We start from the raw sequence: 25437 nt of genomic DNA on the forward strand, positions 1-25437 counted from the left end.
GCGCTCTCCGCAATCGTGGCTGAGAACGGCGTTGAGATCGCGCCGGTCAATCAGATCCCCACACCTCGGACACCTCTCAAGGTGGTCCGCTTCTCCCTTTATGGGATCGTGGGGGATGCCGGGTTTCACGGCTCGTTGATCTCGGCGAAGTGCGTAGGATCACCGCGTGGCGTGAAGCCGGGTAGCGCATTGCTGCACCAGCCCATGCCCTCATCCCAATAGACCGAAACCGGGCTTGCGGAGTCCGGCCAGTCCAGAAGGTTCGGCACCCATATCAGCACCGCGCGCCCGTCCTTGAACTCCTCGGGCAGCCCTTCGATCGGTATCCACTCGATGCGGCCCACGCTCACCCCTCCCTCTTCTCTGTAAGACGATCCGGTTGTAGGGCTGCGTCGATCATGGCGTGCCAGACGGGCTTGGGCATGTCGGAAGGTGTATCCGCGCGATAGCTTCCATCTGTATCGCGGGGCCAATCCTCGACTTCCCCTGCGGCTGTAATGCCGGCGTCGATCATGTGTTTATCCGGCTCGCGCATCGCCTCTATGGCTGCGCGGGCTTCCTCTTGCCAATTCTCCCACATGTCGGCCGAGCCGTTGGCATAAGTCGCTATCGCCCTCGCGACACGAACAACCATCTCGCTCATAGCTTCTCATCCTCTGGGGTGGGCGAGTTTGCGATCATCCGCAATCGACCTCGAAACGCATGGGCCAAGTAGCACCATGCCACCGTGAACACCGATAGTATTCCCAACGCCACGAAGGGGAAACCGGCGAGCGCCACCACCCATACCAACGCCAGAACCCCACCGCAGTTCGCGATCGCCGCAAGCTTGTTCGGGTCCACCTCACCCCTCCCTACTGGATGCGGAGAGAGCGCGGGCTCGGAGGGCGGTCGCTGTGATGGCGAGTGCAGCGCTTGTAAAGGGACGGGGCAAGCTCGGGCGGCTGTCTAACGGATGCCACGCGACCGCGCTCCATGAGTCATCGCAACGCTCAATAGCCACGTTCCAAGACCGGCAGTCAGAAGGAATTAGCCTCGCCGCTGCGTCAACGGACGCGGTGTAGACGGGAACAGCCCGTCGCCCCAAGCCGCCCATGCAGAGCACAAACCAGTCGTCGCCGGGGTCGTGGATGACCGTCTCGCCGAGCGCTCTGGCGATCGACGCATCCAACTCACGATCCGGCCCGCTCGCACGTTCACAAGCCTCCGCCAGTCTGGTTAGTTCCTCTGTCATAGGGTGGGGTGCTCCTTCATATGAGGGTTTCCGTGTGCGCGACACCATTCGAGCGCGCGGACTTTCTCGACCGACAGTTCACGGTCGCCGGCAGTCGCCCGTGCAATCTTGGCGAAGCTCTCGCGCAGGGCCGCCGCGGCCACGGTGTCTGCCAGCATGTACGCCGGCCACTCCTTGCCGCTCGGAAGCACGGGTAGCTCTCTCAGCTCGCTTGCCTCGGGGGTCATGCGGCTACCTCCGTCATTTCAACGATGGGCGCATCAGCCTCGGGGAACTCGCGCTGGCGAAGCTGCCGGCACACGGCGCGCACGATTTCGCGGCCCGTCATCAGCCACGCCATGTCCCGGATCATCGTCGTCCTCGTCGAGCGCGCCGTCGCTGGGATGCGGTGGCGGTGACACTCAGCGAGCAGCTCGGCCCGCCAACACAATTCGAGTAGTCGCGCGGCGTGCGGCTCTGGACGCGCCGACCAGTGCCGAGGCATGTTCCATGCGCCATACGGCTTATGCTCGGCGACCTCGGGATAGGCCCAGATGCCGTGGCCCGCAGCGCCGTCTTGCAGTTCATCGCTGGGCGCGAAGCGCGGGGAGCCGTTGTCATAGGGCTTGGTGTCCCACCACCGCTCATGCGCGACGACCACGACCTGATGCGCTGCTCGCCCGAATTGCCGAACCTGTTCGGGTAGGCGCTTCAATGTGTCGCGCTCGGACTTGATTTCGACCAGCGTGACCCGCTCGGGCTCGACCGCCGCCAGATCGGCGCGGCAACCACCGACGACCAACTCGTGGATGATGCGCGCCTCGGGCAGCATCTGGCGCAATCGGCCAGCGGCATAGTCGCGGATTTCGCGTTCGGCGGCAGAACCAGCCATCACCCCCTCCCCACCCGCTCAGAGGGGGAGGGAGACGGCAAAAGGTTGGAAACCGAGCCATCGGGACGCCGCAGGATTCCGTGGGTCGTCAGGGCGGGTTGGATACCGCCATGCCCTTGATTCTGGGCGGTTGCGTCACTCCGCCCTTGGGCACCACACCCTTTCTCCCGCAGATAGACGGACCGGGCTGTCGTTTCGCCGTTAAGCGGTGAGCTTCGCCCTCAACTCCATTATCGCCCGCGGCTCGAAACCGTGGCGGTCCGGAATCGCACCGGAAGATCGCCGAAGCGCTGGAACGCGCCGCGCAGGATGCTGCGGACCGGCGGCTCCAGACAGGTGGCGATGCATGCGGTGAGGCCAAGCACGCTGGCGATGGTGAGCGCCACCGCCACCCCCGTCGCGATCCCGAGTGCGACGAACGCGGCGGTCAGCGCTGCACCGACCTGATAGTGGATCAGGTAGAGCGGGTAGGTCGCGACTCCGATCGTGCGCGCGGTCGAGGGGGCGATGATGCGCTCGAGGCGCGGTTGCAGCGTCCGGGTGGACGCCAGGACGGCCATCCCGACCAGAAAGATGGTCAGGGGAACCGCCGGCGCCATCGGCACATGGTCTCTCAGCTCCAGCCATCGTGCATGGCGCGCGATCTGCACGGCTGCGAGGCACAACGCGCCGCCGAACAGCGCGAGCTTTCGCGCGGTCCATCCGCTCCGCGCGGCGCTGGTGAGCAACATGCCGAGCGCGAAGAACGCGCCATGGGGCAGCAGCGTATAGAAAAGCCCGTGCTCATCGAAGGCGGGGGCGTGGGGATCTTGCGCCAGCACCAGCATCCAGAAGGCCGCGCAGGCGAAGACGAAGATCGCGGCGAACCGGTCGGTCCCGCCGTTGCGATTCAGCGAGAAGAAGCACGCCACGGCGAGATAGAAAATCAGCTCGATACCCAGGGTCCAATAGGAGGGGTCGATCCACCCTCCAAAAGGCAACAGCGTCACCGAGGCGAGCCACCTCGCGAACAGATTTGGCATGTCTGCGCCGCTGATGATGAGAGCTGCGGCGGAGATCGTCGCGCATATGAAGGCGGCCGGCACGAGCCTGAGGATGCGCCGCCGCATGAACTCGCCTCCCGGAGCGGCGAGCGCCGATCGGGCGATCACCATGCCCGAAATGACGAAGAACAGTTGGACGCCGATCCAGTTGAACCGCATCCCGGCCACGACCCACGACGGCAGCGGCTTTATGCCGGCGAGCAGGCTGGCCGCGCCGATAGACGCTCCCTGCCAGTGGGTGCTCATCAGATGATACGTCATCACCAGCGCGGCGCAACCGAAGCGCACCAAGTCGATCGCGATCAGCGCTTCTGACTTCTTAGTCATGGCACAGAGCATACGCCTCGGCAGTTAACAAACCTGCCAGCTGCAAAGTTCGTTTCGCACCAGTTGGACAGCATTACTTACAGGCAGCATTGGTTCAAAGAGGTCCGCTGCTCACCAAATCTAAACCTGCTCCGGTCAATACGGGCACATGAGCGACGAACGATCCCTTGATTGGCCGCGATGGGTCTGGTTTGCCCTGGCGGGGGTGGCCGCGGTGGATGTCCTCTGGCTGGCGCTCACACCGCTATCGCTGGCGCCGAAGGATATTCCGACGCTTGTTCGGACGGTCCTGCTGTGCGGGGTGCTCCTTGGCGGCGCCTATCATTTCAGGCAGCGCCCGACCTTCTTCATGCTGCTCAGCGGCATCGCGATCACATTGGGGGCCTGGCCGCTGCTGCGCATCCTCAATCACCTCACCATGACCATTCCGATGCCGATCGCCGACGGGAGCCTCGCCGCGGCCGACGCGGCGATCGGGTTCGACTGGGTTTCCTATGTGCTGTGGATGGACGCGCATCCGTTCCTGCTGCGCGCCACCGAAATGGCGTATCAGAACCTGACGCAATATTCGTCCGCGGCATTCCTGCTGCTGCTGGTATTCAAGGGCCCCGAACGCGCGCGCGAGTTCGTGCTGCTCTTCCTCGCCGCGGCGATCCTCACCATCGTGCTCGGCATGTTGATGCCCGCGCGCGCCGCGATGGCGCATTATGCACCCCCACCCTATTTGTTCGATCATGTCCTCGCCGGAAAAACCGGAACGGAATGCGTGCGCCTTCTGGAAGAGCTGAGATCCGATCCGTTCCACGTGCTCGACCTCCAGCATCTTCCGGGCATGGTATCGATTCCGTCATTCCACACCGCGATGGGCGTGATCCTGATCTGGTGCTCGCGCGGCAAGCCGCTGTTGTTCGTGCTCTCGCTGGCCATCAATATGACGATGATCGCCGGTACGCCGGTCTGGGGTGCGCACTACGCCATCGACATCCTGGCCGGGACGGCGCTGGCGCTCGGCCTTATCCTGCTCTTTAATTGGCAGGCCGCGGCGATACTAGCCGCCCGGCTCCCACAGCGAACGGCTCCGCTTCACGGCGTCTAGGCGCCCCGCGGCAAGAACATCGTTCCCCATCCGTTCGCGACTCGCTAGAAGCGCGGCATGAGCGTGCCCGTGCGGAAGATCATCCATGTCGACATGGACGCCTTCTACGCGTCGGTGGAGCAGCGCGACGATCCTTCGCTGAAGGGCAAGCCCGTGGCGGTGGGATCGCCCAGCCCGCGCGGCGTGGTCGCAGCGGCGAGCTATGAGGCGCGCAAGTTCGGGGTGCGATCGGCGCTGCCCTCGGTGACGGCGCTGCGGCGCTGCCCCGACCTGGTGTTCGTCCGCGCGCGGTTCGACGTCTACAAGGCGGTCTCGCGCCAGATCCATGCGATCTTCGCCGACTATACCGATCGCATCCAGCCGCTCTCGCTCGACGAAGCCTATCTCGACGTGACCGAGAACAAGCGTGGGCTGCCCACTGCCTGGGCGACCGCGAAGGAGATCCGGGCGCGCATCCTCGAGGAGACCGGGCTCACTGCCTCGGCCGGCATCTCGTACAACAAGTTCCTCGCCAAGCTCGCCTCGGACCATCGCAAGCCCAACGGCCAGTTCGCGGTGACGCCCGAGATGGGCGCGGCCTGGGTGGAGACGCTGCCGGTCGCGCGTTTCCACGGCGTGGGGCCGGTAACCGCGCGCAAGATGGAACGGCTGGGGATCGTCACGGGTGCCGACCTGCGCGCCAAGTCGCTCGACTTCCTGCGCGCGCATTTCGGCAGCTCGGCAGGCTGGTATCATGCAATCGCGCGCGGCGAGGACGACCGGCCGGTGGAGCCTGACCGCGTGCGCAAGTCCTCGGGTTCGGAGACGACCTTCAACGAGGACCTGATTCAGTCTCCCGACGTCGAGGCCGGCGTGCTGCGCATGGCCGACGACGTCTGGGCCTGGTGCGAGAAGGCGCAGATGTTCGGGCGCACGGTGACGGTGAAGGTCAAGTATCGCGACTTCCGCATCATCACGCGCAGCCGCAGCCAGGCCTCGCCGGTCGACAGCCGCGAGACGCTGCACGCGACGGCGCTCGCGCTGATCCGCAGCGTGCTGCCGACCGAAGTGGGGATCAGGCTGGTCGGCGTGACCGTCTCCAACTTCGATGCGCTGGTCGAGGCCGAGCTGCCGCTGTTCTGAGTGCCCCCTTGATGGCCGCCGCGCCGGCGGCTATCGGAGGCGCGACATCAAGAGTCGGGTCGACGCCCGACACCAACCTGCCCCCGAGCAAGGTGGTGCTTCCGTGACAGCGGGAGGATGTGGCCGGACCGGCAACAAACGGGACCATGCCGAGCGTCGAACCGTCTTTCTGGTGCGGGTACCAGGACAAGGACGACGCGTGCACATGACTCACGACCAGCAGTTCGCCAGCGACAATTATGCCGGGGTGTGCCCCGAGGCCTGGGAGGCGATGGCGGCGGCGAATTCGGGCTCGACGCCCGCGTACGGCGAGGATGCGTGGACCCAGCGCGCGGCCGACGCCTTCCGCAAGCTGTTCGACAGCGATTGCGAGGTGTTCTTCGCCTTCAACGGCACCGCGGCCAATTCGCTGGCGCTGGCGGCACTCTGCCAATCCTATCACAGCGTGATCTGCTCGTCGCAGGCGCACGTCGAGACCGACGAGTGCGGCGCGCCCGAGTTCTTCTCCAACGGCTCCAAGCTGCTCGTCGCCCAGAGTGCCGACGGCAAGCTGACGCCCGAGGCGGTTCGCGCGCTCGCGACCAGCCGCGGCGACATCCACTTCCCCAAGCCGCGCGTGGTGACGATCACCCAGCCGACCGAGACGGGGCAGGTCTATTCGATCGACGAGATCCGCGCGCTGTCGGCGGTGTGCCGCGAGCTGGGTCTCAAGCTCCACATGGACGGCGCGCGCTTCGCCCATGCCTGCGCGCATCTGGGCTGCACGCCCGCCGAAGTGACTTGGCAGGCGGGCGTCGACGTGCTGTGCTTCGGCGGGACCAAGAACGGCATGGCGGTGGGCGAGGCCGTGATCTTCTTCGATCGCGCGCTGGCCGAGGACTTCGACTATCGCTGCAAGCAGGCGGGGCAGCTCGCCTCCAAGATGCGCTTCCTCTCGGCGCCCTGGGTCGGGATGCTGGAGAGCGGGGCGTGGCTGCGCAACGCCGAGCACGGCAATGCCTGTGCGAGGCGGCTCGCCGGGGCGATCGAGGGGTTGCCGGGCGTCGAGCTGATGTTCCCGGTGGAGGCCAACGCGGTGTTCCTCACCGCACCCGAGCCGGTGCTCGAAGGGCTGCGGCGCCGCGGGTGGCGCTTCTATACCTTCATCGGCGGCGGGGCGCGGTTCATGTTCGCCTGGGACGCCGATCCGGCGCGGGTCGATGCACTGGCGGCGGATATCGTGGCGTGTGCCGAGGACGCGCTGCTGGCGGCCTGATCAGTCGGGCAGCTTGCAGATATCGACCCAGCCCTTCGCCACCAGGTCCGCCAGCCGTTCGGGGGCGACCTCGACCGAGCTGGTGCGCGAGCCTGCCGCGGGGAAGACCGTGTCGAACGCGCGGAGCGACACGTCGCAATAGACCGGCAGCGGCTCGGCGAGGCCGAAGGGGCAGACGCCGCCGACGGCATGACCGGTGCGCGCGAGCGTCTCCTCGGCGTCGAGCATGCGCGGGCGGCCGCCGAACGCCGCCTTGGTCTTGGCATTGTCGAGCCGGGCGTCGCCGCGGGCGACCACCAGCATCACTGCGTCGCCGACGCGCAGCGCCAGCGTCTTGGCGATCCGGGCGGGCTCGACGCCGAGCGCCTCGGCGGCTTCGGCGACGGTAGCGGTGCTGCGGCCCTGGTCGATGATGCGGAGATCGGGAGCCTGCTCGGCGAGCCAGGCGTGCGCGGATTCGAAGCTCATGCCTCCGGAATAGCGCGAACCTCGAGGATTTCGATAGCTTCCGGCTTGCCGTTGAAGTCGGCTCGCTCGCCTTCCTCGGCGCCCACCAGAGCCTGGGCGAGCGGCGCAGCGAAGGCGAGTCGGCCCGCCGCGGGATCGGCCTCGTCATGGCCGACGATATCGATGGTCTTCTCCGCGCCGTTCAGCCGGATACGCACGCGCGTGCCGATCGCGGCCACGCCCTCCTCGGGCGGCGGCGCGACCTCGGCGGTGGCGTGGCGCGTGTGCCAGTAGCGCAGCTCGCGGCGGAGCGCCTCGCGCGGCTCCTCCTCGGTCTCGGCAGCGACTGCGGCTTCGAGCTCCGCCACCTTGGCCTCGATCAGCGCGAGCCCGCGGCGCGTGACGATGTTCGGTCCCGCCGGCAGCGGGAGCTCGAACTTCGGTTCCTTGTGTTCCTCATCGCTCTCGCGGCGGAATGCTACACTCATGTGACAGTCAACCGGCGGGCGTGGCCGGCAGTTCCTCCAGCGTGGAGGAGACTTTCCACAGGTCGATCCCGCCCTCGGTGGCGTGGCGGTCGATCTCGGCCAGCTCCTCGGGCGAGAAGGCGAGATTGTTCACGGCGTCGAGCGAATCGTCGAGCTGCTCGACGGTGCGCGCGCCGATCAGCGCCGAAGTGACGCGCGGATCGCGCAGCACCCAGGCGATCGCCATCTGCGCGAGCGTCTGGCCGCGGCGCCGGGCGATCGCGTCGAGCGCGCGGATGTGCGCAAGGTTCTGCTCGCTCAGCAGGTGCTGGCCGAGCGACCCGCCCTTGGCCGCGCGCGCGTCCGCCGGCACGCCGCCGAGATATTTCGAGGTGAGCATGCCCTGCGCGAGCGGCGAGAAGGCGATGCAGCCGGTGCCGAGCTCGCCGAGCGTGTCGAGCAATTCTTCCTCCACCCAGCGGTTGAGCATCGAATAGCTCGGCTGGTGGATGAGCAGCGGCACCTTGTACTCGGCAAGGATCGCCGCGGCCCGGCGCGTCAGCTCGGGCGAATAGCTCGAGATGCCGACATAGAGCGCCTTGCCCTGCTGGTGGATGTGCGCGAGCGCGCCCATCGTCTCCTCGAGCGGGGTCTTGGGGTCGACGCGGTGCGAATAGAAGATGTCGACATAGTCGAGCCCCATCCGCTTGAGGCTCTGGTCGCACGATGCGATCAGATATTTGCGGCTGCCGCCGACGTCACCGTACGGCCCGGGCCACATGTCCCAGCCGGCCTTGGTCGAGATCACCAGCTCGTCGCGGTGGCTGGCGAAGTCCGCCGCCATCACGCGGCCGAAATTCTCCTCGGCCGAGCCGTAGGGCGGGCCGTAATTGTTGGCGAGATCGAAGTGCGTGACGCCGCGATCGAATGCGCGGCGCAGCATCGCGCGGCCGGTCTCGAACACGTCCGCCCCGCCGAAATTCTGCCACAGCCCCAGGCTGATCGCCGGCAGGTCGAGCCCCGAGCGGCCGCAGCGGCGATAGGGCATGCGCCCGTCGTAGCGGGCGGGATCGGCGTGCCAGGGCTGGGGATAGGGCATGGTCTCACTCACCTTTGGATGTTGGATTCGCCGGGCCTAGCTTCCCACTTTTCCCGCGAATTGAATCATTATGTTACTGACTGGTGGAATATTGTTACGCGCAAGCAGGTACCGTTGGTGTATCGAGGCGCAGAACATATCGGCAACATGGCATAATTCGGGCGTGTAGGACAGAGGTTGCGAACGGCCCGCCTGACTAGCCGCTTCAGGTACAAAGCTGAACCCGTTTCCTGTACCCTGGCGAAGGCCCGGCCCGGCCGCAACGGCGCCGCGCCTTCGCGGGCGCACCGCAATTGGGCCCGCCTTCGCCGGGGTGCGGTGATCGATAGACGACCTAGACCGTGAAGCTCTCGCCGCAGCCGCAGCTGCCCTTGGCGTTGGGGTTCTGGAAGACGAAGCCGGCAGTGAAATCGTCCTCGACCCAGTCCATCGTCGAGCCGATCAGGTAGAGCACCGAGGCGCCGTCGACGAAGAAAGTGCCCCCGGGGGTCTCGATCTTCTCGTCGAAGGGCTTGGCCTCGGTGACGTAATCGACCGAATAGGCCAGCCCCGAGCAGCCGCGACGCGGGGTCGACAGCTTGACGCCGACGACGCCCTCCGGCGCCTTGGCCATCAGATCGGCGATGCGCTTCTCCGCGCGCTCGGTCAGGTGGAGCGCGGCGGGGCGTTGGCGAGTGGTTGCTTCGGTCATTTCAATTCCTCCTTCCGCTCCCGCTTGCGGGAGGGGACCGAGGGGTGGGCGCCCGGCCGCAGCGGGGTCTCCGGTGGAGAGCGGGGGCCCACCCCCAACCCCCTCCCGCGCGCGGGAGGGGGCTCATTAATTACAGCATCCCCAGTTCCAGCTTGGCCTCGTCGCTCATCTTCTGCGGGTCCCACGGCGGATCCCAGACGAGGTTGACTTCGGCGCTGCCGATTCCGGGCACCGAGCCGACGCGCAGCTCGACTTCGCCCGGCATCGATTCCGCCACCGGGCAATGCGGCGTGGTGAGCGTCATCGTCACCGCGGCATGGCCGTCGGCAGTCACGTCGACGCCGTAGATCAGCCCGAGATCATAGATGTTCACCGGGATCTCGGGATCGTAGATCTCCTTGAGCGCATCGATGACCGCTTCGTAGAGCTCGCCCCCCGGCTCGCCCGCGCCCTGGGGCTCGGGCTTCTGCGACAGGAAGCCGGCGAGATAGTCGCGCTTGCGCTCGAAGCTCTCGCGCGCGTCCCCCGCATCCTCGACGCGCGCCTTGGGCGGCGCCTCGACGGCATCGACTTCCTGAATCGTGATCTTGCGTTCCTCGTTCACCCGAAGATCCTCGTAACCCTTTGAATACCCTCGGCCAGCGCGGCGATGTCGCGCGGACCATTATACACCCCGAAGCTCGCCCGCGCGGTGGCGGGCACGCCGAGCGCGTCCATCAGCGGCTGGGCGCAGTGGTGCCCCGCACGGATCGCCACCTGGCCCTCGTCCAAGATGGTGGCGACGTCGTGCGGATGCACCCCCTCGACCGCGAAGCTGACGATGCCGGCGCTGTCCTCGGGCCCGAACAGCCGGACGCTGTTGATTTGCGAAAGCGCCGCGCGCGCCTCGCGCACCAGCGCAGTCTCGTGCGCATGGATGCGGTCGAGGCCGATCGAATCGACATAGTCGATCGCGGCGTGGAGCCCGACGACGCCGACGATGTGCGGCGTCCCCGCCTCGAACCGGCCCGGCGGCGGGGCATAGGTCGTCCTGGCGAAGGTGACGCGATCGATCATCGATCCGCCGCCCTGGTATGGCGGCATCGCGTCGAGCAGCTCGTAGCGGCCCCAGAGCACGCCGATGCCGGTGGGCCCGTAGAGCTTGTGGCCCGAGAAGACGTAGAAGTCGCAGCCGAGATCGGCGACGTCCACCGCCATGCGCGGCACGGCCTGGCAGCCGTCGAGCAGGATCTTCGCGCCGACCTTGTGCGCCAGCGCCACCGCGCGCCTGGCGTCGAGCACCGAGCCGAGCACGTTGGAGACATGCGCGAGCGCAACGAGCTTGTGCCGGTCGGTCAGCATCGCTTCCATCGCGTCGAGATCGATGCGGTGGTCCGGCGTGAGCGGCACCACGTCGATGGCTGCACCGACCTTCTCGGCGGCCATCTGCCAGGGGACGATGTTCGAATGATGCTCGAGCGTCGACAGCAGGATCCGGTCGCCCGCCTCGAGCTGGCTGCCTGCCCAGCACTCAGCGACGAGGTTGATCCCCTCGGTCGCGCCGCGGACGAAGATGGTCTCTTGCGGAGTGCCGCCGATGAACTCCGCGACCCGCTTGCGCGCCGCCTCGAACGCCAGCGTCATGTCGGCCGAGCGCTGGTACACGCCGCGGTGGACGGTGGCGTAGGTCTCGCCATAGGCACGGGCGATCGCGTCGAGCACCGGCTGCGGCTTCTGCGAGGTCGCGGCGGTGTCGAGATAGTGCCAGCCGGCGGGGATGGCGGGGAAGTCCGCGAGGAGGTCCAAAGGACGGGTGTCGGTGGCGACCGTCATAACGCCCCCTCCCGCGCGCGGGAGGGGGCTGGGGGGTGGGCCCCCGCCATCCACGAGCGATCCAGCAATTGGAGAGCGGGGGCCCACCCCCTGCCCCCTGCCGCGAGCGGGAGGGGGAATATATGAAACACCCTCACAGCGCCCCCTCCAGCCATTGATCCGCGTCGGCCTCGAACGCCGCGCGGACGGCTTCCTCGCCGATCCGCGCCATGGCGTCGGCGACGAAGGCGCGGGTGAGCAGCGCCTTGGCGCGGGCTTCAGTGACGCCGCGGCTCTGGAGATAGAAGAGCGCGCGCTTGTCGAGCTCGCCGACCGTGGCGCCGTGCGCGCATTTCACGTCGTCGGCGAAGATCTCGAGCTCGGGCTTCAAGTTCACCGTAGCCGAGCGCTGGAGCAGCAGCCCACGCAGCGACTGTTCGCCGTCGGTCTGCTGCGCGCCGCGCGCGACTTCGACACGTGCGGCGAGGCTGGCGACCGAGCGATCGGCGGCGACTGCGCGCCAGAGCTGGCGCGAGGTGCCCTCGACATTCTCGTGCCGCACCGCGACCGCGGCTTCCTGCTTCTGCGTGCCCGAAGTGAGCAGCGCGCCGCCCATCTCGGCGAAGGCACCCTTGCCGGTGAGCGTCAGCGCGCCGTCGATCCGGCTGCCCATGTTGCCGGCGCCGAGGAATATCGAGGCAAGGCTGGCGGCCTCGCCGATCTCGGCCTCGTCGCGCAGCGACACGAAGCCGCCTGCCTGGAGCAGCCGCACCGAGCGCATCAGCCGCGCGCCGCGGCCGAGGACGATCTGCGTCAGCCGGTTGGCCCAGCCGGCGCCGGCATAGGTCTCGACCACCGAGGCGACGGCATCCTCCTGGAGCAGGATGCGCGCGGGGACATGGCTCTCGCCGCCGCTGCCGAGATGGACGATCTGGATGTTGGTAACGGCCTCCTGGGCGCCGAGCGTCAGGCTCCACCCCTCGCCCTCGGCGAGCTGGCCGAGCGGGTGATCGGTCTGCGCGACCAGCCGGGTGACCTGCACGCGGCCCGGGCGGCTGTGCGCGGGCTCGAACACGCCGTCGACGAAGAGCAGGCGCGGGCCTTCGATGTCGAGGAACAGGTCGGCGGGATCGATGCCGGTCTCACGCGGCTCGGCGTCGGCAGCAGCGCGCAGCGCCTGCATATCCGCCCAGCGCCATTCCTCCAGACGCGGCGAGGGGAGTTCGAGTGTGGTCACGGGCGAACCTCCTCCGCGCCTCCGCGCCTCCGCGTGAAATCGACTTTCTGTTCACGCGGAGACGCGGAGACGCGGAGCAAGGGAGAGAAGGCGCCTTCGGCGCGGGGAGCGCTCATGCCGCCACTGCTCCGTAACCCTGCGCCTCGAGCTCGAGCGCCAGCTCGGGGCCGCCCGAGCGGACGACGCGGCCGTCGGCGAGGACGTGGACGAAGTCGGGGCGGACATAGTCGAGCAGGCGCTGATAGTGAGTGATCAGCAGCACTGCCTTGTCGGGCGCACGCATGATGCGGTTGATGCCCTCGCCCACTGCCTTGAGCGCGTCGATGTCGAGGCCCGAATCGGTCTCGTCGAGGATCGCGAGCTTGGGGCCGAGAATGCCCATCTGGACCATCTCGTTGCGCTTCTTCTCGCCGCCCGAGAAGCCGACGTTGACCGGACGCTTGAGCATTTCCTGGTCCATGCCGAGCGCATCGGCCTGGCTGCGGGCGAGCTTGAGGAACTCGGCGCCCGAGAGCGGCGCCTCGCCGCGCGCGCGGCGCTGCGAATTGAGCGCCTCGCGGAGGAACTGGACGTTGGAGATGCCGGGGATCTCGACCGGATATTGGAAGCCGAGGAACAGCCCCGCCGCGGCGCGCTCGTGCGGTTCCATCTCGAGCAGGTCTTCGCCCTCGAAGCTGACGGTGCCGCCGGTGGCCTCATAGCCGCCGCGGCCGCCCAGCACATAGCCGAGCGTCGACTTGCCGGCGCCGTTGGGGCCCATGATGGCGTGGACCTCGCCCGCCTTCACTTCGAGGCTCAGGCCCTTGAGAATTTCCTTGCCGTCCACTTCGGCGCGGAGGTCGGTGATCTTCAGCATTGTCATTCCTGTGCTTGGGGCCGCGCTCAGAGCGGAACGGTGAGGAGGCGGATGCGCGTCAGCGGCTCGGGGGCGGCATAGGCGTCCACCCGCGCGCCGTCGGGCAGCTCCCAGATGATCTTGTACTGCTTCTCGGTGGCGATCGCGGCGGCGACGTCAGCCTCGACCGCGTCGAGCGTCGCCTGCATGCGGCCCCACCAGCGGCGGTTGACCGGACGGTCGCCGACCATGACGCGGCCCTGAGTGAAATCATTCTCGATAAAGGCGCGGCAGCCGCGGACCGCCTCCTGCACCTTCGACGCGCGCGCCGCCTCGTCGGCGGGGGCGACGCCGACCTGGCGCACGATGCAGCGTGCATGGCGCGTGGCGATGCCGATCTGCGGGACATTCTCCACCACCACCCCGCCGGCCGTGGCCTGGAGCGCGACGGCGATCAGATACGCGATACTCATTCCCTATTCTCCTGTCCCGCGGTGGTGACCCGGATGACCGGGCCGTCGCTCGGCGGCTTGGGCAGCGGCGGAAGCTTGACCCGCTGGCGCTCGGTCTCGCGGCTCTCCTCCGCGGCGCCGGTGGGGCCGATGGCCGTTGGCGAAGGCGGCGTCTGGGGCTTCACGAACTGCGGCGCGTCGAACACCGGAGTCTTGGCCGCGGCCGGAGGCGAGGGCGCGTCGGCGCGCGTCTCCACAAAGGCGAGCTCGACGCATTCGGTGACGGTGTCGCGGGTCTTCTCGTAGCAGACCGGCGTCGCCTGGCAGGCCTCGGTATCGCGGCGGTCGCTGCCGCTCGACACCATCACGCGGCAATTGCGCAGCCGCCCGTCGGCGCCCTTGTCGAACAGCATGACGGTATGGCCCAGCGTCGCACGCACGACGATTTCCTCGCCCTCGGGCTCGGCCGCGGGCGCTGGGGTCGCCTGTTGCGCGAGAAGCAGGGCCGCCGCCGCGAGGATCATCCCACCGAGCCTTCGAGGCTGATGCCGAGCAGCTTCTGCGCCTCGACGGCGAATTCCATCGGCAGCTGCTGGAGGACTTCCTTGGCGAAGCCGTTGACAATCAGCGCGACCGCGGCCTCCTGGTCGAGCCCGCGCTGCATCGCGTAGAACATCTGGTCCTCGCTGATCTTCGAGGTGGTCGCCTCATGCTCGATCTGGGCGGAGGGGTTCTTGACCTCGATATAGGGCACGGTGTGCGCGCCGCACTGGTCGCCGAGCAGCAGGCTGTCGCACTGCGTGAAGTTGCGGACGTTCTCGGCGCCGGCCTGGACGAGCACCTTGCCGCGATAGGTATTGTCGCTGCGGCCGGCCGAAATGCCCTTCGACACGATCGTCGAGCGGGTGTTCTTGCCGAGGTGGAGCATCTTGGTGCCGGTATCGGCCTGCTGCCGGCCGTTGGTCACCGCGACCGAATAGAATTCGCCGACCGAGCCGTCGCCCTGGAGGATGCAGCTCGGGTACTTCCAGGTGATCGCGCTACCGGTCTCGACCTGGGTCCAGCTCACCTTCGAGTTCTTGCCGGCGCACAGAGCGCGCTTGGTCACGAAGTTGAAGATGCCCCCCACGCCGTTCTCGTCGCCGGGATACCAGTTCTGGACGGTCGAATATTTGATCTCGGCGTCGTCGAGCGCGACCAGCTCGACCACCGCGGCGTGGAGCTGGTTCTCGTCGCGCATCGGGGCGGTGCAACCCTCGAGATAGGAGACGTAGGCGCCCTTGTCGGCGACGATCAGCGTGCGCTCGAACTGGCCGGTGTTCTCGGCGTTGATGCGGAAATAGGTACTGAGCTCCATCGGGCAGCGCACGCCCTCGGGCACATAGACGAAGGTGCCGTCGGAGAAGACCGCCGCGTTGAGCGCGGAATAGAAGTTGTCGCGCACGGGCACGACCTTGCCGAGCCACTTGCGGACGAGATCGGGGTATTCGCGGATCGCCTCGCTGATCGAGCGGAAGATCACCCCGGCCTCCTCCAGCTCCTTGCGGAAGGTGGTGGCGACCGAAACCGAGTCGAACACTGCGTCGACCGCGACCTTGCGTGCACCCTCGACGCCGGCGAGGACCTTCTGCTCCTCGATCGGGATGCCGAGCTTCTCATAGGTGCGCCGGATCTCGGGATCGAGCTCGTCGAGCGACGTCAGCGTCGGCTTCTTCTTGGGCTCGGCATAGTAATAGGCGTCCTGATAGTCGATGTGCGGGATCGACAGCTTGGCCCATTCGGGAAGCGTCATCTCCTGCCACGAGCGGAAGGCCTTGAGGCGCCAGTCGAGCATCCACTCGGGCTCGCCCTTCTTGGCCGAGATGTAGCGGATCGTGTCCTCGGTGAGGCCCTTGGGCGCGAACTCCTGCTCGACGTCCGAGGCGAAGCCCCACTCGTACTTCTTGTTGGCGGCGGCGAGCGCCTCGGCATTCTTGGTGGCCATCAGGCATTCCCACTCAGACTGGCGAGGCTGACCCCCGCGAGCGCGCCCTTGACGGCGCCATTCACTACATTCCAGTGCGGCTTGACGCGGCATGAACCTTCGACCGCGCAGTCGTGCTTGCCGGTATCGACGCAGGCCGTCATCGCGATCGGCCCTTCGATCGCCTCGACGATGTCGGCGATCGAGATCGCCGCCGGCGGCCGCGCGAGCCGGAAGCCACCGCCCGTGCCGCGCGCGCTCTCGATCAGCCCGGCGGCGGAAAGCTTGCTCACCAGCTTCTGCACCGTCGGCAGCGGCAGCCCGGTCTCTTCCGAGAGCAACGTCGCGTTGAGCCGGCCCGGCGTCATTTGCCTCGACGCCGGGCAGAGCCCGGCTTGGCCGCAATGGCGCGCGGCTGCGGCCATCATCACCACGGCATAGTCGGCAAGGCTCGAAAGACGCATCTACTCACAATCGGATTGATTCCGTCCGATTGCAGATGGCGTCAGTTGCTCCGAAGGTCAACCGGTTCGGGGATCACGCCGGGCAGCACGTGGAAATTCTCGTTGTCGAGCGTCATCGCGAGCGCCGGGTCGTTGCTCGTCTTGAGCGTCGTCGGCGTGTAGCCGGTGAAGTGCTTGACCTCGTTGATCATGTGCGACTGGTCGGCGAAGGGCATCAGCACATCGTCGAGCGGCGCGCCGCGATAGATCTTCATCGCGGCGCGGGCCGCACGGAACTTGCGCTTGAGCTTGGTCGGCGGGCCGCCGAAATATTCGAGGCACAGCCGCTGGACCTGGCGCTCGCCGAGCCCGCTGGTGGCGTGGATGCGCGCATATAGCTCGTCGATGCTCACATCCTCGCTCGCCGCCCATTCGCGCACCGCGAGCAGGAAGGGATAGTGCGGCTCGGGGACCGGCTTCACTTCCTCCTGGCGCATGATCAGCAGCGGCGCGATGCCCGAGATCATCTCGTCGAGCGTCGTCATCTCGCGCATCCGCTCAAGCAGCTCGGGCGCGCGCTCGCAGAACAGCTTGCTGCCGTCGATGATGTGATCGGTGAACTTGTGCGCGGGCAGGCCGATCATCGCCTTCCAGCCCATCGCGCGCAGCACCACGCCGAACACCTCGACCGGTCCGCGCAGCGTGAAGCTGGCAGCGCCGGTGCCGGGGCCCGCGACCATGATCGGCTTGAGCTTCTCGACATGGCCGTCGGGGTAGGTCATCTCGCCCTCCCCGCGCGTCATGAAGCGAATCTGGCCCAGGTCGATGCGCTCGACTCCGTGATATTCGGGGTCGTCGCAGCGGAACAGGTAGAAGAAGGCGACGTGCGGCAACAGCCGCCCGGTAGCACGCTTGGCTTCGGTCGTCGGATGGCCCGGCGCCGCAAAGCGCAGCATCTCGGCCCGTGGTGTCTTAGGGGTGGCGCCCCGCATTATCTCTGAGTCCCCACTCAGCAGTCCCCTTAGGGAGCGCCTATATCCGCTTCATTGCGCGGATAAAAGATGGCCCGGCCGATTTCTCGGCCGGGCCAAAGTGGAAAGGGTTCCCCCCGTTAAGTGGAACCCCTCGGGTCGCAGAGCCTCTCTAGCCACACCCCGTTCCCAAGTATTGGACGGATTCGACATTGCGCCGAAGCAAATGCAAAGGGCGTGTTTTGATGGCCTATCCGCTCCGCTCCGCCCTGTTCGCGCTCGACGCCGAGACTGCCCACCGCGCCACGATAAAGGCGCTGTCGCTCTGGGGAGCGGCGGGCGCGCCGTTCGGCGACTCGCCGCGATCGGCGGGCGTCCGCCTCGCGGGAATCGACTTCCCCAACCCGGTCGGGCTCGCCGCCGGGCTCGACAAGGATGCCGAGGCAATCGCCGGGCTTTTCGGACTCGGGTTCGGCGCCGTCGAAGTGGGTACGCTCACGCCCCGCCCCCAGCCCGGCAACCCGCGCCCGCGGCTGTTCCGGCTCGCGGAGGACGAGGCGGTGATCAATCGCATGGGGTTCAACAACCACGGCATCGACGCGGCGCTCGCCCGAGTCGCGCGGCTGAAGAAGCGCGCCGGCGTGCTCGGCATCAACGTGGGAGCGAACAAGGATTCGACCGATCGCGTGGCCGATTACGCGCTGGGCGTCGGCAAGGCCGCGGCGCATGCCGATTACATCACGATCAATGTCAGCTCGCCCAACACGCCGGGCCTGCGCGATCTCCAGTCGCGCCCCGCGCTCGACGAGCTGCTGGCCGCCTGCGACGCGGCGCGCGGCAAGACACCGCTCTTCCTCAAGATCGCGCCCGACCTCGACCGCGCCGGGATCGACGGCGCCGTGCGCGCGGCGATCGACAATCGCGTCGACGCGCTGATCGTCTCCAACACCACCATCTCGCGGCCCGAGACGTTGCGCTCCGCCAACGCCAGCGAGACCGGCGGGCTTTCGGGCGCACCGTTGCGCGAACTCGCCCGCGCCAAGCTGGCCGAGGCGCGTGAGGCGAGCGGCGGCACGCTGCCGCTGATCTCGGCCGGCGGGATCGACAGCGCCGACGAGGCGAAACGCCGGCTCGAAGGCGGCGCGGTGCTCGTCCAGATCTACAGCGCGCTCGTCTATCGCGGGCCCGGATTGGTACGCGAGATACTGAACGGCCTCGACTCCCGCTGACGTAGCGGCTTTGCCGCCGCGCCAAAGCCCGCTACGGCTAGGGCGATGAAGAGACTGATCGTCGCGCTCGTTGCGCTGCTGCTTCCGCATGCAGCGCTGGCCCAGGGAATCGTGAGCGCCGCGGATCCGCGCGCGGCCGCCGCGGGTGTCGAAATCCTCCGCAAGGGGGGCACCGCGACCGACGCGGCGATCGCGACGATGCTCGCGCTCAACGTCGTCGAGCCGCAGAGCGCGGGCATCGGCGGCGGCGCCTTCTTCGTCCAATATGACGCCAAGGCCAAGCGCACCACCACGGTCGACGGGCGCGAGGCGGCACCGATGGCCGCCACGCCGCACTGGTTCTTCGGCCCCGACGGCAAGCCGCTGAACCACGAAGACGCGGTCCCCGGCGGGCGCAGCGTCGGCGTGCCGGGCACGCTCCGCGCGATGGCGCTGGCCCATCACCGCAGCGGCAAGCTCCCCTGGGCGACCCTGTTCGAGCCGGCGATCCGGCTGGCGCGCGACGGCTTCGATGTGTCGCCGCGGTTCAACAACGCGCTGCGCTCCTATGCCCGCCATGTCGATGCCGGCGTCCGCGCCATCTTCTACGGCCCCGACGGCAAGCCGCTGCCGGTCGGCGCGCATGTCCGCAATCCCGACCAGGCGGCGCTGCTCGAGCGCGTCGCCCGGCAGGGCCCCGACAGCTTCTATGTCGGCCCGCAGGCGCAGAAGCTGGTGAACACGGTCAACAACGCCGCGCGCAATCCCTCGCGCATGACGCTGGGCGACCTCGCTTCCTATGAGGCCAAGGACCGGCCGGTGCTGTGCAGCAGCTATCGCCGCTACAAGATCTGCTCGATGGGCCCGCCCTCCTCCGGGGGCGTCACCGTGATGATGATCCTGAAGCAGCTCGAGCGCTTCGACATGGCCGCGCTGGGCAAGGATTCGCCCGTCGCCTGGCATCTGTTCGCCGACAGCTCGCGCCTCGCCTATGCCGATCGCGACATGTACGTGGGCGACCCCGACTTCGTCTCGGTGCCGCTCAAGGGCCTGCTCGACCCGCATTATCTCGCCTCGCGCTCGGCGCTGATCGATCCGAGGCACGCGCTGACGGAGGTTAACCCCGGCACGCCGCCGGGCGCGCCGAAGCGCGTCCGCGTCCCCGCCAGCGAAGTCCCGGGCACGACCTCGCTCTCGGTCGCCGACGGCGCGGGCAACATCGCGCAGGTGACCACCACGATCGAAGGACCGTTCGGATCGGGCCTGTCGGTCGACGGCGTGATGCTCAACAACGAGCTCACCGATTTCGACATCGTCCCCGAGCGCGACGGCTATTGGGTGGCCAATCGAGTCGAGGGCGGCAAGCGCCCACGCAGCTCAATGGCCCCCACGATCGTTTACGGCCCCGATGGCAAGGTTCGCCTCGCGGTCGGCGCGGCGGGCGGCTCGACGATCATCGCCCAGGTCGCCAAGGCGATCATCGGCGTGGTCGACTGGAAGCTTTCGGCGCAGGACGCGATCGCGCTGGGCCTGCTCTATGCGCCCGGGCCGGTCGCCACGGCCGAAAGGGGCACCGAGCGCGAGGCGATGGTCCCGGCGCTGCGGGCCCTGGGCCAGCGCGTCGAGGTGGCGCCGCTGGGGCTGAAGGCGAACGCGATCGAGCGCGTGAACGGCCATTGGGCCGGCGCCGCCGATCCGCGCAGCGAAGGCGTGGCGATGCACGAGGACGGCCGTGTGACCGAGATCACGCGTTTCGGCACGCAGCCGAACCGGCCGTCGGAATAACAGGGACGCGGCAACGGCGCCCGAAGGGAGAGGAATGCGCAAGCTCGAACGTTTCAACAATCTGGTGGAGATGTTCTTCACCCGCGCCCGCGAGCTCGGCGACAAGCCGTTCCTGTGGCACAAGTCTGGCGGCAGCTGGCATCCGACCAGCTGGGCGGAGGCCGCGCGCCAGGTGGCGAGCCTCGCCACCGGGCTGCAGGCGCTGGGGCTCAAGCCGGGCGACCGCGTGATGCTGGTCGCCGAGAACCGCCCCGAATGGTGCATCACCGACCTCGCGATCATGGCCGCGGGCTGCGTGACCGTGCCCACCTACACCACCAATACCGAGCGCGATCACCAACACATCATCGAGAATTCGGGCGCCTGCGCGGTCGTCGTCTCCAACGCCAAGCTCGCGCGCACGCTGCTGCCCGCGGTGATCCGCGCCTCTTCGGCGCGGATGGTGATCGGGATCGAAGACCTGCGCGCCGCGCAATCGGGCTCGATGGACTTCCACGACTGGCGCGAACTGATCGCGCGCCACCCGGCCGATCCCGAGACCGTCGCCGCACAGGCCAATTTCAAGCGCGAAGACCTCGCCTGCATCATCTACACCAGCGGCACCGGCGGAAGCCCGCGCGGCGTGATGCAGCACCACGGCGCGATCCTGCACAATGTCGCGGGCTGCTGCGCGGTGATCGCCGAGGATTTCGGCTGGGACGACGAGGTGTTCCTCTCCTTCCTTCCCCTCTCCCACGCCTATGAGCACACCGGCGGGCAGCATTTCCCGATCGGGCTCGGCGCGCAGATCTATTATTCGGAAGGGCTGGAGAAGCTCGCCTCGAACATCGAGGAAGTCCGCCCCACGATCATGGTGGTGGTGCCGCGCCTGTTCGAGGTGCTGCGCACGCGCATCACCAAGCAGGTGGAGAAGCAGGGCAAGCTCGCCAATTTCCTGCTCGACCAGGCCGTGCGGCTGGGCGGCAAGAAGGCCGCTGGGACCGATTCGGTGCTCGACCTGCCGATGAACCTGCTGGTCAACGCGACGCTGCGGCCCAAGCTGGCCAAGCGCTTCGGCGGCCGGATCAAGGCGATGGTCTCGGGCGGCGCGCCGCTCAATCCCGAGGTCGGCCAGTTCTTCGAATCGATCGGGCTCACTTTCCTCCAGGGCTACGGCCAGACCGAGGCCGCGCCGGTGATCTCGTGCAACCGCCCCAAGGCCGGGCTCAAGCACGACACGGTCGGGCCGCCGCTCGACGACGTCGAAGTGAAGATCGCCGAGGACGGCGAAATCCTGGTGCGCGGCGAGTTGGTGATGCACGGCTATTGGCGCAACGAGGCCGAGACCGCGCGCGTGCTCAAGGACGGCTGGCTCCACACCGGCGACATCGGGCTGATCGACGAGAAGGGCCGGATCAAGATCACCGACCGCAAGAAGGACATCATCGTCAACGACAAGGGCGACAATGTCGCGCCGCAGAAGGTCGAGGGCATGCTCACGCTGCAGCCCGAAATCGTCCAGGCGATGATCGCGGGCGACAAGAAGCCCTATATGACCGCGGTGCTCGTCCCCGATCCCGAATGGACGGCGGAATGGTGCGCGAAGACCGCGACTCCGTGCCACTTCAAGGACCTGGCGCACGATCCGGACTACAAGGCCGCGCTGGGCCATGCGGTGGAGCGGGTGAACCGCGACTTGTCGGTGATCGAGCGCGTGCGGAAATTCATCATCGCCGACGAGCCGTTCGCGATCGAGAACGAGCAGCTCACGCCCAGCCTCAAGATCCGCCGGCACGTGCTGAAGAAGGTCTACGGCGAGCGGCTCGACGCGCTGTATTGAGGCCAGCCGTCATCCCCGCGAAGGCGGGGACCCAGGAACGGCGAGCGATGCCTTTCGTGACTCTGGGTCCCCGCCTTCGCGGGGATGACGATTACGCCGCCCTCACTTCTTCTCGGGCACCACCACCATCGTCCAGTCCTTCTGCGGCTGGAGATATTTGGCCGCCAGCGCCTGGAGCTCGGCCGGCGTGGTGCGGCCGATATCGGACGCGAGCGTGTCCACCGCGGCGATGCGCGCGGGGTCGTAGCTGCCGCCCTCCACCAGCCGCATCCAGAACATGTTGCCGCTCGACGAGCGGATGATCTGCTGCTTGAGCGGCGTGAGCGCACGCGTGAGCTCGTCGGCATCGATCGGCTTGGCGACGAGGTCGGCGGCGATGCCGCGCGCGAGCTCGAAGAAGAAGCCGGTGCGGTCCGGCGGCACCATGCCGAGCGCGATCAGCTTGCCGCCGCCGTCGATCCCCAGCGGCCACTGGCTCGCCACCTGCGGCGAATAGCTGACCCCCGCCTTGCTGCGCAGCTCGTCGATCAGCCGGTCGCGGAACACCGCGGCGAGGATCTCGAGCTTGCGGCTTTCGCTGATTCCCGCGCTGCCGCCGCCGGTCGGCCAGGCGATCACGGCCGCGGCCTGATCGGGCTTGCCGGTGTGGGTGCGCGTGACGGGGCTAGCGACATGATCGGGGAAGCGGACCGCCGCCGAGGGTGCGGCGCCGGCCGGACGCGGCTTGAGCGCGCCGAAGGTCGCCGCGACCGCCTGCACCGTCGCTTCCGAGTCCATGTCGCCGAATACTTCGACTTCGATCGGGCCGGTGGCGAGCAACGGCTCCCAGAACTTGCGGAAGCTTTCGGGCGTGGTCGCCTCGACGACTTCGCGGGGCGGGATGCCCCAGCGCGGATCGCCGGCATGGGTGAGCCGCTCGAGGTCGCGGCCGATCACGGCGTCGGGCGAGGCCGAGAGCCCGGCGTAGCTCGAAAGCACCGCAGCCTTGGCGCGCAGCACGGGATTGGGATCCCAGGCGGGCGCGGCGAGCTTGGCGGCGAACAGGCGGAGCTGGTCGGCCAGATCCTCCTTGTTGGTCTGGCCGCTGAAGCGGAAGGCATCCTCGGCGATGTCGAAGTCGAAGCCCATCTGGCGCTTGCCGACGAGTGCGTCGAGCTCCTCCTGCCCCAGCTTGCCGATGCCGCCCGCGAGAAGCGCCATCTCGCCTGCCCAGGCCGGCGTCTCGCGCGCGGGGATCGCACTGAGGCCGCGGCCGAAGCGGACGACGACATAGACCTTGCCGACTTCGGACGCGTCCTGGCGCATGAGCAGGTTGACGCCGTTGGCGAAGGTGACCTTCTCGATCTGCAGCCCCGGGATCGCCGGGGTCCGGCTCGCCACCTTGCCCGGCTTGCCGAGCTTGGGGAGCTGGTCGAAGCTGACGTTGCCAAGCACCTTGCGCGCGCCGCTGGACTTGACCTCGGCCTTGATCGCGGCGGTGAGCTTGGTCACTGCCTCCGGATCGGCGGTGCGGGTGTTGACCAGCGCGCGCAGCGCCGTGCCCTCGAACACGCGGCGCGAGGCGGCCTGGACGGTCTCGGGGGTGAACATCTTCGCGGCGATCGCCGACTTGAGGATGTCGTAGCTCGCCTCGGGCGTGGTCACGGTCTCGTTGATGTCGACGGCCTCGACCAGATCGTCGGCCAGCTTCATCCCGGCCTCGACCGGCGCGGTGCTGATCCGCTGGCGCATCTGCACGTCTATCTCGGCAAGCTCGCGGTCGATCTCGGCCTGGGTCGGCGGCGCGGCCTGGGCGTCGGCGATGACGCCCCGGACGTCGCGGAGCGCAGTCTCCCAATCGTCGCCAACCGGCAGCACGTTGACCGTGGTGACGTTCGCCGAGCGCGCAACGTCGCTCAGGTCGGCACCGGCGGCGAGGAAGCTGCCGCCCGAGCGCGCGCGCGTCTCGAGCCGGCGGTTGATCACGCGGATCGCGACCAGATCGACCATGCGCTTCTGGTTGAAGATCACCGTGTCGGCGAAGACCGTCCAGGGACGCACCACCGCCATCATCACCAACGGCTGGAGCGCGGGCTCGGCCAGGCTGGCGGCGACGGGGTGATCGGGCGAAGGCTTGCCGAAGTCGGGGCTCGGCGTGGCCGGACCATTGCCCTTCCAGTCCGAGAAATATTTCTGCACCAGCCCTTCGAGCAGCGCCGGGTCGGCGTCGCCCGAGACGATCACCACCGCGCGCTCGGGGCGATACCAGCGATCGTGGAACGCCTGGACGGTCGCCGGAGTGGCGGCGGTCAGCGTCTCGGTGGTGCCGATCGGCTCGCGGTTCGCCGCCGGCTGGCCGGCGAACATCAGGTCGAACATCGAATCCTGCAGCCGCTCCTGCGGGCCCGGCTGCTCGCGCGCCTCGGCCAGCACCACCGGCCGCTCGGCGTCGAGCGACTGCTGGCTGATGTTGGGGCCGCTCATCATGCCCGACAGGATTTTGAAGCTCTCGTCGAGCCCCTGCGGCGTCGCCATCGGCAGGTCGAGCTTGTAGACCGTCTGGGTGAAGGTCGTGCTGGCATTGCTGTCCGAGCCGAAGGTCACGCCCAGGCGCTGCCAGATGCGCTTCGATTCGCCGTCGGGCACGTGCACCGATCCGCGGAAGGAAAGATGCTCGAGCAGATGGGCGAAGCCGCGCTCGCTGTCCTTCTCGTTGAGCGAACCGGCGTCGATCCGGACGCGGATCGCGACCTGGCCCGGGGGCACGCCGTTCTTCCGCACCGCGTAGCGCAGCCCGTTGGGCAGCCGCCCGAACTTCCAGGCGTCGTCATGGACGAGGTCGCTGCCCTTGTAGAGCCAGGGGTCGTCGGCGGTCTGGACCGGGCGCGCGGTCTGCGCCGCGGCCGGCAGGACAGGGCTCAGGCTGGCGAGGGCAAGCGAGGCGAGGAGCGGAAGCCGCAGGAAGCGATGCATGGCGTCTCGTGTAGTGGCGAAGCGGCGGCCATGCCAGCTTCTAGCTTTCCGTCCGATGTACGAGGGGCTCCTCAGAAGCGCATCGGCTCGCCGCCGTCGGCGGGAATCGCCGCGATGCGTTGCGCGCCCTTCCAAAGCTCGCAGTCATGTCCGGTGATGCGCTCGCGCACGGCGGCGATGGCGGCGGAATCGTCCTCGGCCTTCAAATCCTCGCCGCTGACGATCTTGTCCTGCACGACACAGTAGAAGCGATACCATTGCACGGCGCTTCTCCCCTCAACAGGACCCCGAGCTTGCCTCCGCCCCTGCGCATGCCCCACTCCGTAGAT

Annotated in this window: 27 protein-coding genes and 1 riboswitch; of the genes, 6 read left to right on the forward strand and 21 right to left on the reverse strand. The window is 67.9% G+C overall.

Going from position 1 to position 25437, the window contains the following annotated elements; translation table 11 throughout:
* Positions 1-125 precede the first annotated feature (125 nt).
* The 6 genes from J7500_RS15695 to J7500_RS15720 all read right to left on the reverse strand — a co-directional run bounded on the left by J7500_RS15695 (position 126) and on the right by J7500_RS15720 (position 3475).
* A complete protein-coding gene (locus tag J7500_RS15695; RefSeq protein ID WP_294062856.1) occupies positions 126-350 on the reverse strand; it encodes a hypothetical protein in 225 nt (74 codons plus the stop codon).
* Positions 347-643, reverse strand: a complete 297-nt coding sequence (locus J7500_RS15700; RefSeq protein ID WP_294062858.1) for a hypothetical protein — start codon at positions 641-643, stop codon at positions 347-349. The genes J7500_RS15695 and J7500_RS15700 overlap by 4 nt, the downstream gene beginning before the upstream one ends.
* Positions 640-843, reverse strand: coding sequence for a hypothetical protein (locus J7500_RS15705; protein ID WP_294062859.1), 204 nt, complete (start codon positions 841-843; stop codon positions 640-642). Before J7500_RS15705 ends, J7500_RS15700 begins: the two co-directional genes overlap by 4 nt.
* A gap of 387 nt (positions 844-1230) precedes the next feature.
* A complete protein-coding gene (locus tag J7500_RS15710; protein WP_294062860.1) occupies positions 1231-1461 on the reverse strand; it encodes a hypothetical protein in 231 nt (76 codons plus the stop codon).
* Positions 1458-2105: a hypothetical protein gene (locus J7500_RS15715; RefSeq protein ID WP_294062861.1), complete on the reverse strand. Its 648-nt coding sequence runs from the start codon at positions 2103-2105 to the stop codon at positions 1458-1460. Before J7500_RS15715 ends, J7500_RS15710 begins: the two co-directional genes overlap by 4 nt.
* Before the next feature lie 230 nt (positions 2106-2335).
* Positions 2336-3475: an acyltransferase gene (locus tag J7500_RS15720; RefSeq protein WP_294062862.1), complete on the reverse strand. Its 1140-nt coding sequence runs from the start codon at positions 3473-3475 to the stop codon at positions 2336-2338.
* A gap of 148 nt (positions 3476-3623) precedes the next feature.
* Here J7500_RS15720 and J7500_RS15725 point away from each other — a divergent pair, with 148 nt between their 5' ends.
* The 3 genes from J7500_RS15725 to J7500_RS15735 all read left to right on the forward strand — a co-directional run bounded on the left by J7500_RS15725 (position 3624) and on the right by J7500_RS15735 (position 6948).
* Positions 3624-4571 carry a phosphatase PAP2 family protein gene (locus tag J7500_RS15725; RefSeq protein WP_294062863.1) on the forward strand — a complete coding sequence of 316 codons (948 nt, stop codon included), beginning with the start codon at positions 3624-3626 and terminating at the stop codon, positions 4569-4571.
* A 57-nt stretch (positions 4572-4628) separates the two neighbouring features.
* Entirely contained in the window at positions 4629-5693 is a 1065-nt protein-coding gene (dinB, locus tag J7500_RS15730) for a DNA polymerase IV (protein ID WP_294062864.1), read from the forward strand.
* Between the two features lie 39 nt (positions 5694-5732).
* Positions 5733-5842, forward strand: a riboswitch (SAM-I-IV-variant riboswitch).
* A 56-nt stretch (positions 5843-5898) separates the two neighbouring features.
* Positions 5899-6948, forward strand: coding sequence for a low specificity L-threonine aldolase (locus J7500_RS15735; RefSeq protein ID WP_294062865.1), 1050 nt, complete (start codon positions 5899-5901; stop codon positions 6946-6948).
* On the opposite strand, the gene J7500_RS15740 is transcribed toward J7500_RS15735, so the two are convergent.
* The 13 genes from J7500_RS15740 to J7500_RS15800 form a co-directional block, all read right to left on the reverse strand.
* Entirely contained in the window at positions 6949-7416 is a 468-nt protein-coding gene (locus tag J7500_RS15740) for a YbaK/EbsC family protein (RefSeq protein WP_294062866.1), read from the reverse strand.
* The gene (locus J7500_RS15745; RefSeq protein WP_294062867.1) at positions 7413-7883 is read right to left on the reverse strand and encodes a GreA/GreB family elongation factor; all 471 of its coding nucleotides are present in this window, start codon (positions 7881-7883) and stop codon (positions 7413-7415) included. Before J7500_RS15745 ends, J7500_RS15740 begins: the two co-directional genes overlap by 4 nt.
* A 7-nt stretch (positions 7884-7890) precedes the next feature.
* Entirely contained in the window at positions 7891-8961 is a 1071-nt protein-coding gene (gene mgrA / locus J7500_RS15750; RefSeq protein WP_294062868.1) for an L-glyceraldehyde 3-phosphate reductase, read from the reverse strand.
* A 334-nt stretch (positions 8962-9295) separates the two neighbouring features.
* A complete protein-coding gene (locus J7500_RS15755) occupies positions 9296-9652 on the reverse strand; it encodes an iron-sulfur cluster assembly accessory protein (RefSeq protein ID WP_294062869.1) in 357 nt (118 codons plus the stop codon).
* A gap of 130 nt (positions 9653-9782) precedes the next feature.
* Positions 9783-10256, reverse strand: a complete 474-nt coding sequence (locus tag J7500_RS15760; protein WP_294062870.1) for an SUF system Fe-S cluster assembly protein — start codon at positions 10254-10256, stop codon at positions 9783-9785.
* Positions 10253-11464: a cysteine desulfurase gene (locus J7500_RS15765; protein ID WP_294062871.1), complete on the reverse strand. Its 1212-nt coding sequence runs from the start codon at positions 11462-11464 to the stop codon at positions 10253-10255. Before J7500_RS15765 ends, J7500_RS15760 begins: the two co-directional genes overlap by 4 nt.
* Positions 11465-11597: 133 nt before the next feature.
* Complete coding sequence (locus J7500_RS15770) at positions 11598-12680, reverse strand: SufD family Fe-S cluster assembly protein (RefSeq protein ID WP_294062872.1); 1083 nt, start codon at positions 12678-12680, stop codon at positions 11598-11600.
* A gap of 112 nt (positions 12681-12792) precedes the next feature.
* Positions 12793-13536 (reverse strand): Fe-S cluster assembly ATPase SufC, encoded by a 744-nt coding sequence (sufC, locus tag J7500_RS15775; RefSeq protein WP_294062874.1) that lies wholly within the window; start codon positions 13534-13536, stop codon positions 12793-12795.
* A gap of 26 nt (positions 13537-13562) precedes the next feature.
* Positions 13563-13988, reverse strand: a complete 426-nt coding sequence (locus tag J7500_RS15780) for a hypothetical protein (RefSeq protein WP_294062876.1) — start codon at positions 13986-13988, stop codon at positions 13563-13565.
* Positions 13985-14491 carry a hypothetical protein gene (locus tag J7500_RS15785; RefSeq protein WP_294062877.1) on the reverse strand — a complete coding sequence of 169 codons (507 nt, stop codon included), beginning with the start codon at positions 14489-14491 and terminating at the stop codon, positions 13985-13987. Before J7500_RS15785 ends, J7500_RS15780 begins: the two co-directional genes overlap by 4 nt.
* Positions 14488-15951 (reverse strand): Fe-S cluster assembly protein SufB, encoded by a 1464-nt coding sequence (gene sufB, locus J7500_RS15790; RefSeq protein WP_294062878.1) that lies wholly within the window; start codon positions 15949-15951, stop codon positions 14488-14490. Before sufB ends, J7500_RS15785 begins: the two co-directional genes overlap by 4 nt.
* Positions 15951-16394: an Rrf2 family transcriptional regulator gene (locus tag J7500_RS15795; protein WP_294062879.1), complete on the reverse strand. Its 444-nt coding sequence runs from the start codon at positions 16392-16394 to the stop codon at positions 15951-15953. The genes sufB and J7500_RS15795 overlap by 1 nt, the downstream gene beginning before the upstream one ends.
* Positions 16395-16435: 41 nt before the next feature.
* Positions 16436-17329 (reverse strand): DUF6597 domain-containing transcriptional factor, encoded by an 894-nt coding sequence (locus J7500_RS15800; RefSeq protein WP_294062880.1) that lies wholly within the window; start codon positions 17327-17329, stop codon positions 16436-16438.
* A 260-nt stretch (positions 17330-17589) separates the two neighbouring features.
* Between J7500_RS15800 and J7500_RS15805 the strand changes: the two genes are divergently transcribed.
* From J7500_RS15805 to J7500_RS15815, 3 genes are read left to right on the forward strand one after another with little or no spacing between them, the layout of a single operon-like run.
* Entirely contained in the window at positions 17590-18573 is a 984-nt protein-coding gene (locus tag J7500_RS15805; RefSeq protein WP_294062881.1) for a quinone-dependent dihydroorotate dehydrogenase, read from the forward strand.
* 45 nt (positions 18574-18618) lie between these two features.
* Complete coding sequence (ggt, locus tag J7500_RS15810) at positions 18619-20337, forward strand: gamma-glutamyltransferase (RefSeq protein WP_294062883.1); 1719 nt, start codon at positions 18619-18621, stop codon at positions 20335-20337.
* A 34-nt stretch (positions 20338-20371) separates the two neighbouring features.
* Entirely contained in the window at positions 20372-22156 is a 1785-nt protein-coding gene (locus tag J7500_RS15815; protein WP_294062884.1) for a long-chain fatty acid--CoA ligase, read from the forward strand.
* A gap of 102 nt (positions 22157-22258) precedes the next feature.
* Here J7500_RS15815 and J7500_RS15820 read toward each other — a convergent pair whose 3' ends face one another.
* Positions 22259-25108 carry a pitrilysin family protein gene (locus J7500_RS15820; protein WP_294062885.1) on the reverse strand — a complete coding sequence of 950 codons (2850 nt, stop codon included), beginning with the start codon at positions 25106-25108 and terminating at the stop codon, positions 22259-22261.
* Positions 25109-25179: 71 nt separating this feature from the next.
* On the reverse strand, positions 25180-25371 hold the full coding sequence (locus J7500_RS15825) for a hypothetical protein (protein ID WP_294062886.1): 192 nt from the start codon (positions 25369-25371) through the stop codon (positions 25180-25182).
* Between the last annotated feature and the right edge of the window lie 66 nt (positions 25372-25437).

The sequence above is a fragment of the Sphingomonas sp. genome, from assembly GCF_017744835.1.
GTDB lineage: Bacteria > Pseudomonadota > Alphaproteobacteria > Sphingomonadales > Sphingomonadaceae > Sphingomonas.

What these genes read in the sequence shown, in the direction of transcription:
- J7500_RS15715 (WP_294062861.1), bottom strand. Translation starts at nt 2,105, where the DNA reads ATGGCTGGTTCTGCCGCCGAACGCGAAATCCGCGACTATGCCGCTGGC.
- J7500_RS15755 (WP_294062869.1), bottom strand. Translation starts at nt 9,652, where the DNA reads ATGACCGAAGCAACCACTCGCCAACGCCCCGCCGCGCTCCACCTGACC.
- J7500_RS15745 (WP_294062867.1), bottom strand. Translation starts at nt 7,883, where the DNA reads ATGAGTGTAGCATTCCGCCGCGAGAGCGATGAGGAACACAAGGAACCG.
- J7500_RS15785 (WP_294062877.1), bottom strand. Translation starts at nt 14,491, where the DNA reads ATGATCCTCGCGGCGGCGGCCCTGCTTCTCGCGCAACAGGCGACCCCA.
- mgrA (WP_294062868.1), bottom strand. Translation starts at nt 8,961, where the DNA reads ATGCCCTATCCCCAGCCCTGGCACGCCGATCCCGCCCGCTACGACGGG.
- dinB (WP_294062864.1), top strand. Translation starts at nt 4,629, where the DNA reads ATGAGCGTGCCCGTGCGGAAGATCATCCATGTCGACATGGACGCCTTC.
- J7500_RS15735 (WP_294062865.1), top strand. Translation starts at nt 5,899, where the DNA reads ATGACTCACGACCAGCAGTTCGCCAGCGACAATTATGCCGGGGTGTGC.
- J7500_RS15820 (WP_294062885.1), bottom strand. Translation starts at nt 25,108, where the DNA reads ATGCATCGCTTCCTGCGGCTTCCGCTCCTCGCCTCGCTTGCCCTCGCC.
- J7500_RS15815 (WP_294062884.1), top strand. Translation starts at nt 20,372, where the DNA reads ATGCGCAAGCTCGAACGTTTCAACAATCTGGTGGAGATGTTCTTCACC.
- sufB (WP_294062878.1), bottom strand. Translation starts at nt 15,951, where the DNA reads ATGGCCACCAAGAATGCCGAGGCGCTCGCCGCCGCCAACAAGAAGTAC.
- J7500_RS15700 (WP_294062858.1), bottom strand. Translation starts at nt 643, where the DNA reads ATGAGCGAGATGGTTGTTCGTGTCGCGAGGGCGATAGCGACTTATGCC.
- J7500_RS15765 (WP_294062871.1), bottom strand. Translation starts at nt 11,464, where the DNA reads ATGACGGTCGCCACCGACACCCGTCCTTTGGACCTCCTCGCGGACTTC.
- J7500_RS15795 (WP_294062879.1), bottom strand. Translation starts at nt 16,394, where the DNA reads ATGCGTCTTTCGAGCCTTGCCGACTATGCCGTGGTGATGATGGCCGCA.
- J7500_RS15800 (WP_294062880.1), bottom strand. Translation starts at nt 17,329, where the DNA reads ATGCTGCGCTTTGCGGCGCCGGGCCATCCGACGACCGAAGCCAAGCGT.
- J7500_RS15780 (WP_294062876.1), bottom strand. Translation starts at nt 13,988, where the DNA reads ATGAGTATCGCGTATCTGATCGCCGTCGCGCTCCAGGCCACGGCCGGC.
- ggt (WP_294062883.1), top strand. Translation starts at nt 18,619, where the DNA reads ATGAAGAGACTGATCGTCGCGCTCGTTGCGCTGCTGCTTCCGCATGCA.
- J7500_RS15720 (WP_294062862.1), bottom strand. Translation starts at nt 3,475, where the DNA reads ATGACTAAGAAGTCAGAAGCGCTGATCGCGATCGACTTGGTGCGCTTC.
- J7500_RS15805 (WP_294062881.1), top strand. Translation starts at nt 17,590, where the DNA reads ATGGCCTATCCGCTCCGCTCCGCCCTGTTCGCGCTCGACGCCGAGACT.
- J7500_RS15740 (WP_294062866.1), bottom strand. Translation starts at nt 7,416, where the DNA reads ATGAGCTTCGAATCCGCGCACGCCTGGCTCGCCGAGCAGGCTCCCGAT.
- sufC (WP_294062874.1), bottom strand. Translation starts at nt 13,536, where the DNA reads ATGCTGAAGATCACCGACCTCCGCGCCGAAGTGGACGGCAAGGAAATT.
- J7500_RS15725 (WP_294062863.1), top strand. Translation starts at nt 3,624, where the DNA reads ATGAGCGACGAACGATCCCTTGATTGGCCGCGATGGGTCTGGTTTGCC.
- J7500_RS15710 (WP_294062860.1), bottom strand. Translation starts at nt 1,461, where the DNA reads ATGACCCCCGAGGCAAGCGAGCTGAGAGAGCTACCCGTGCTTCCGAGC.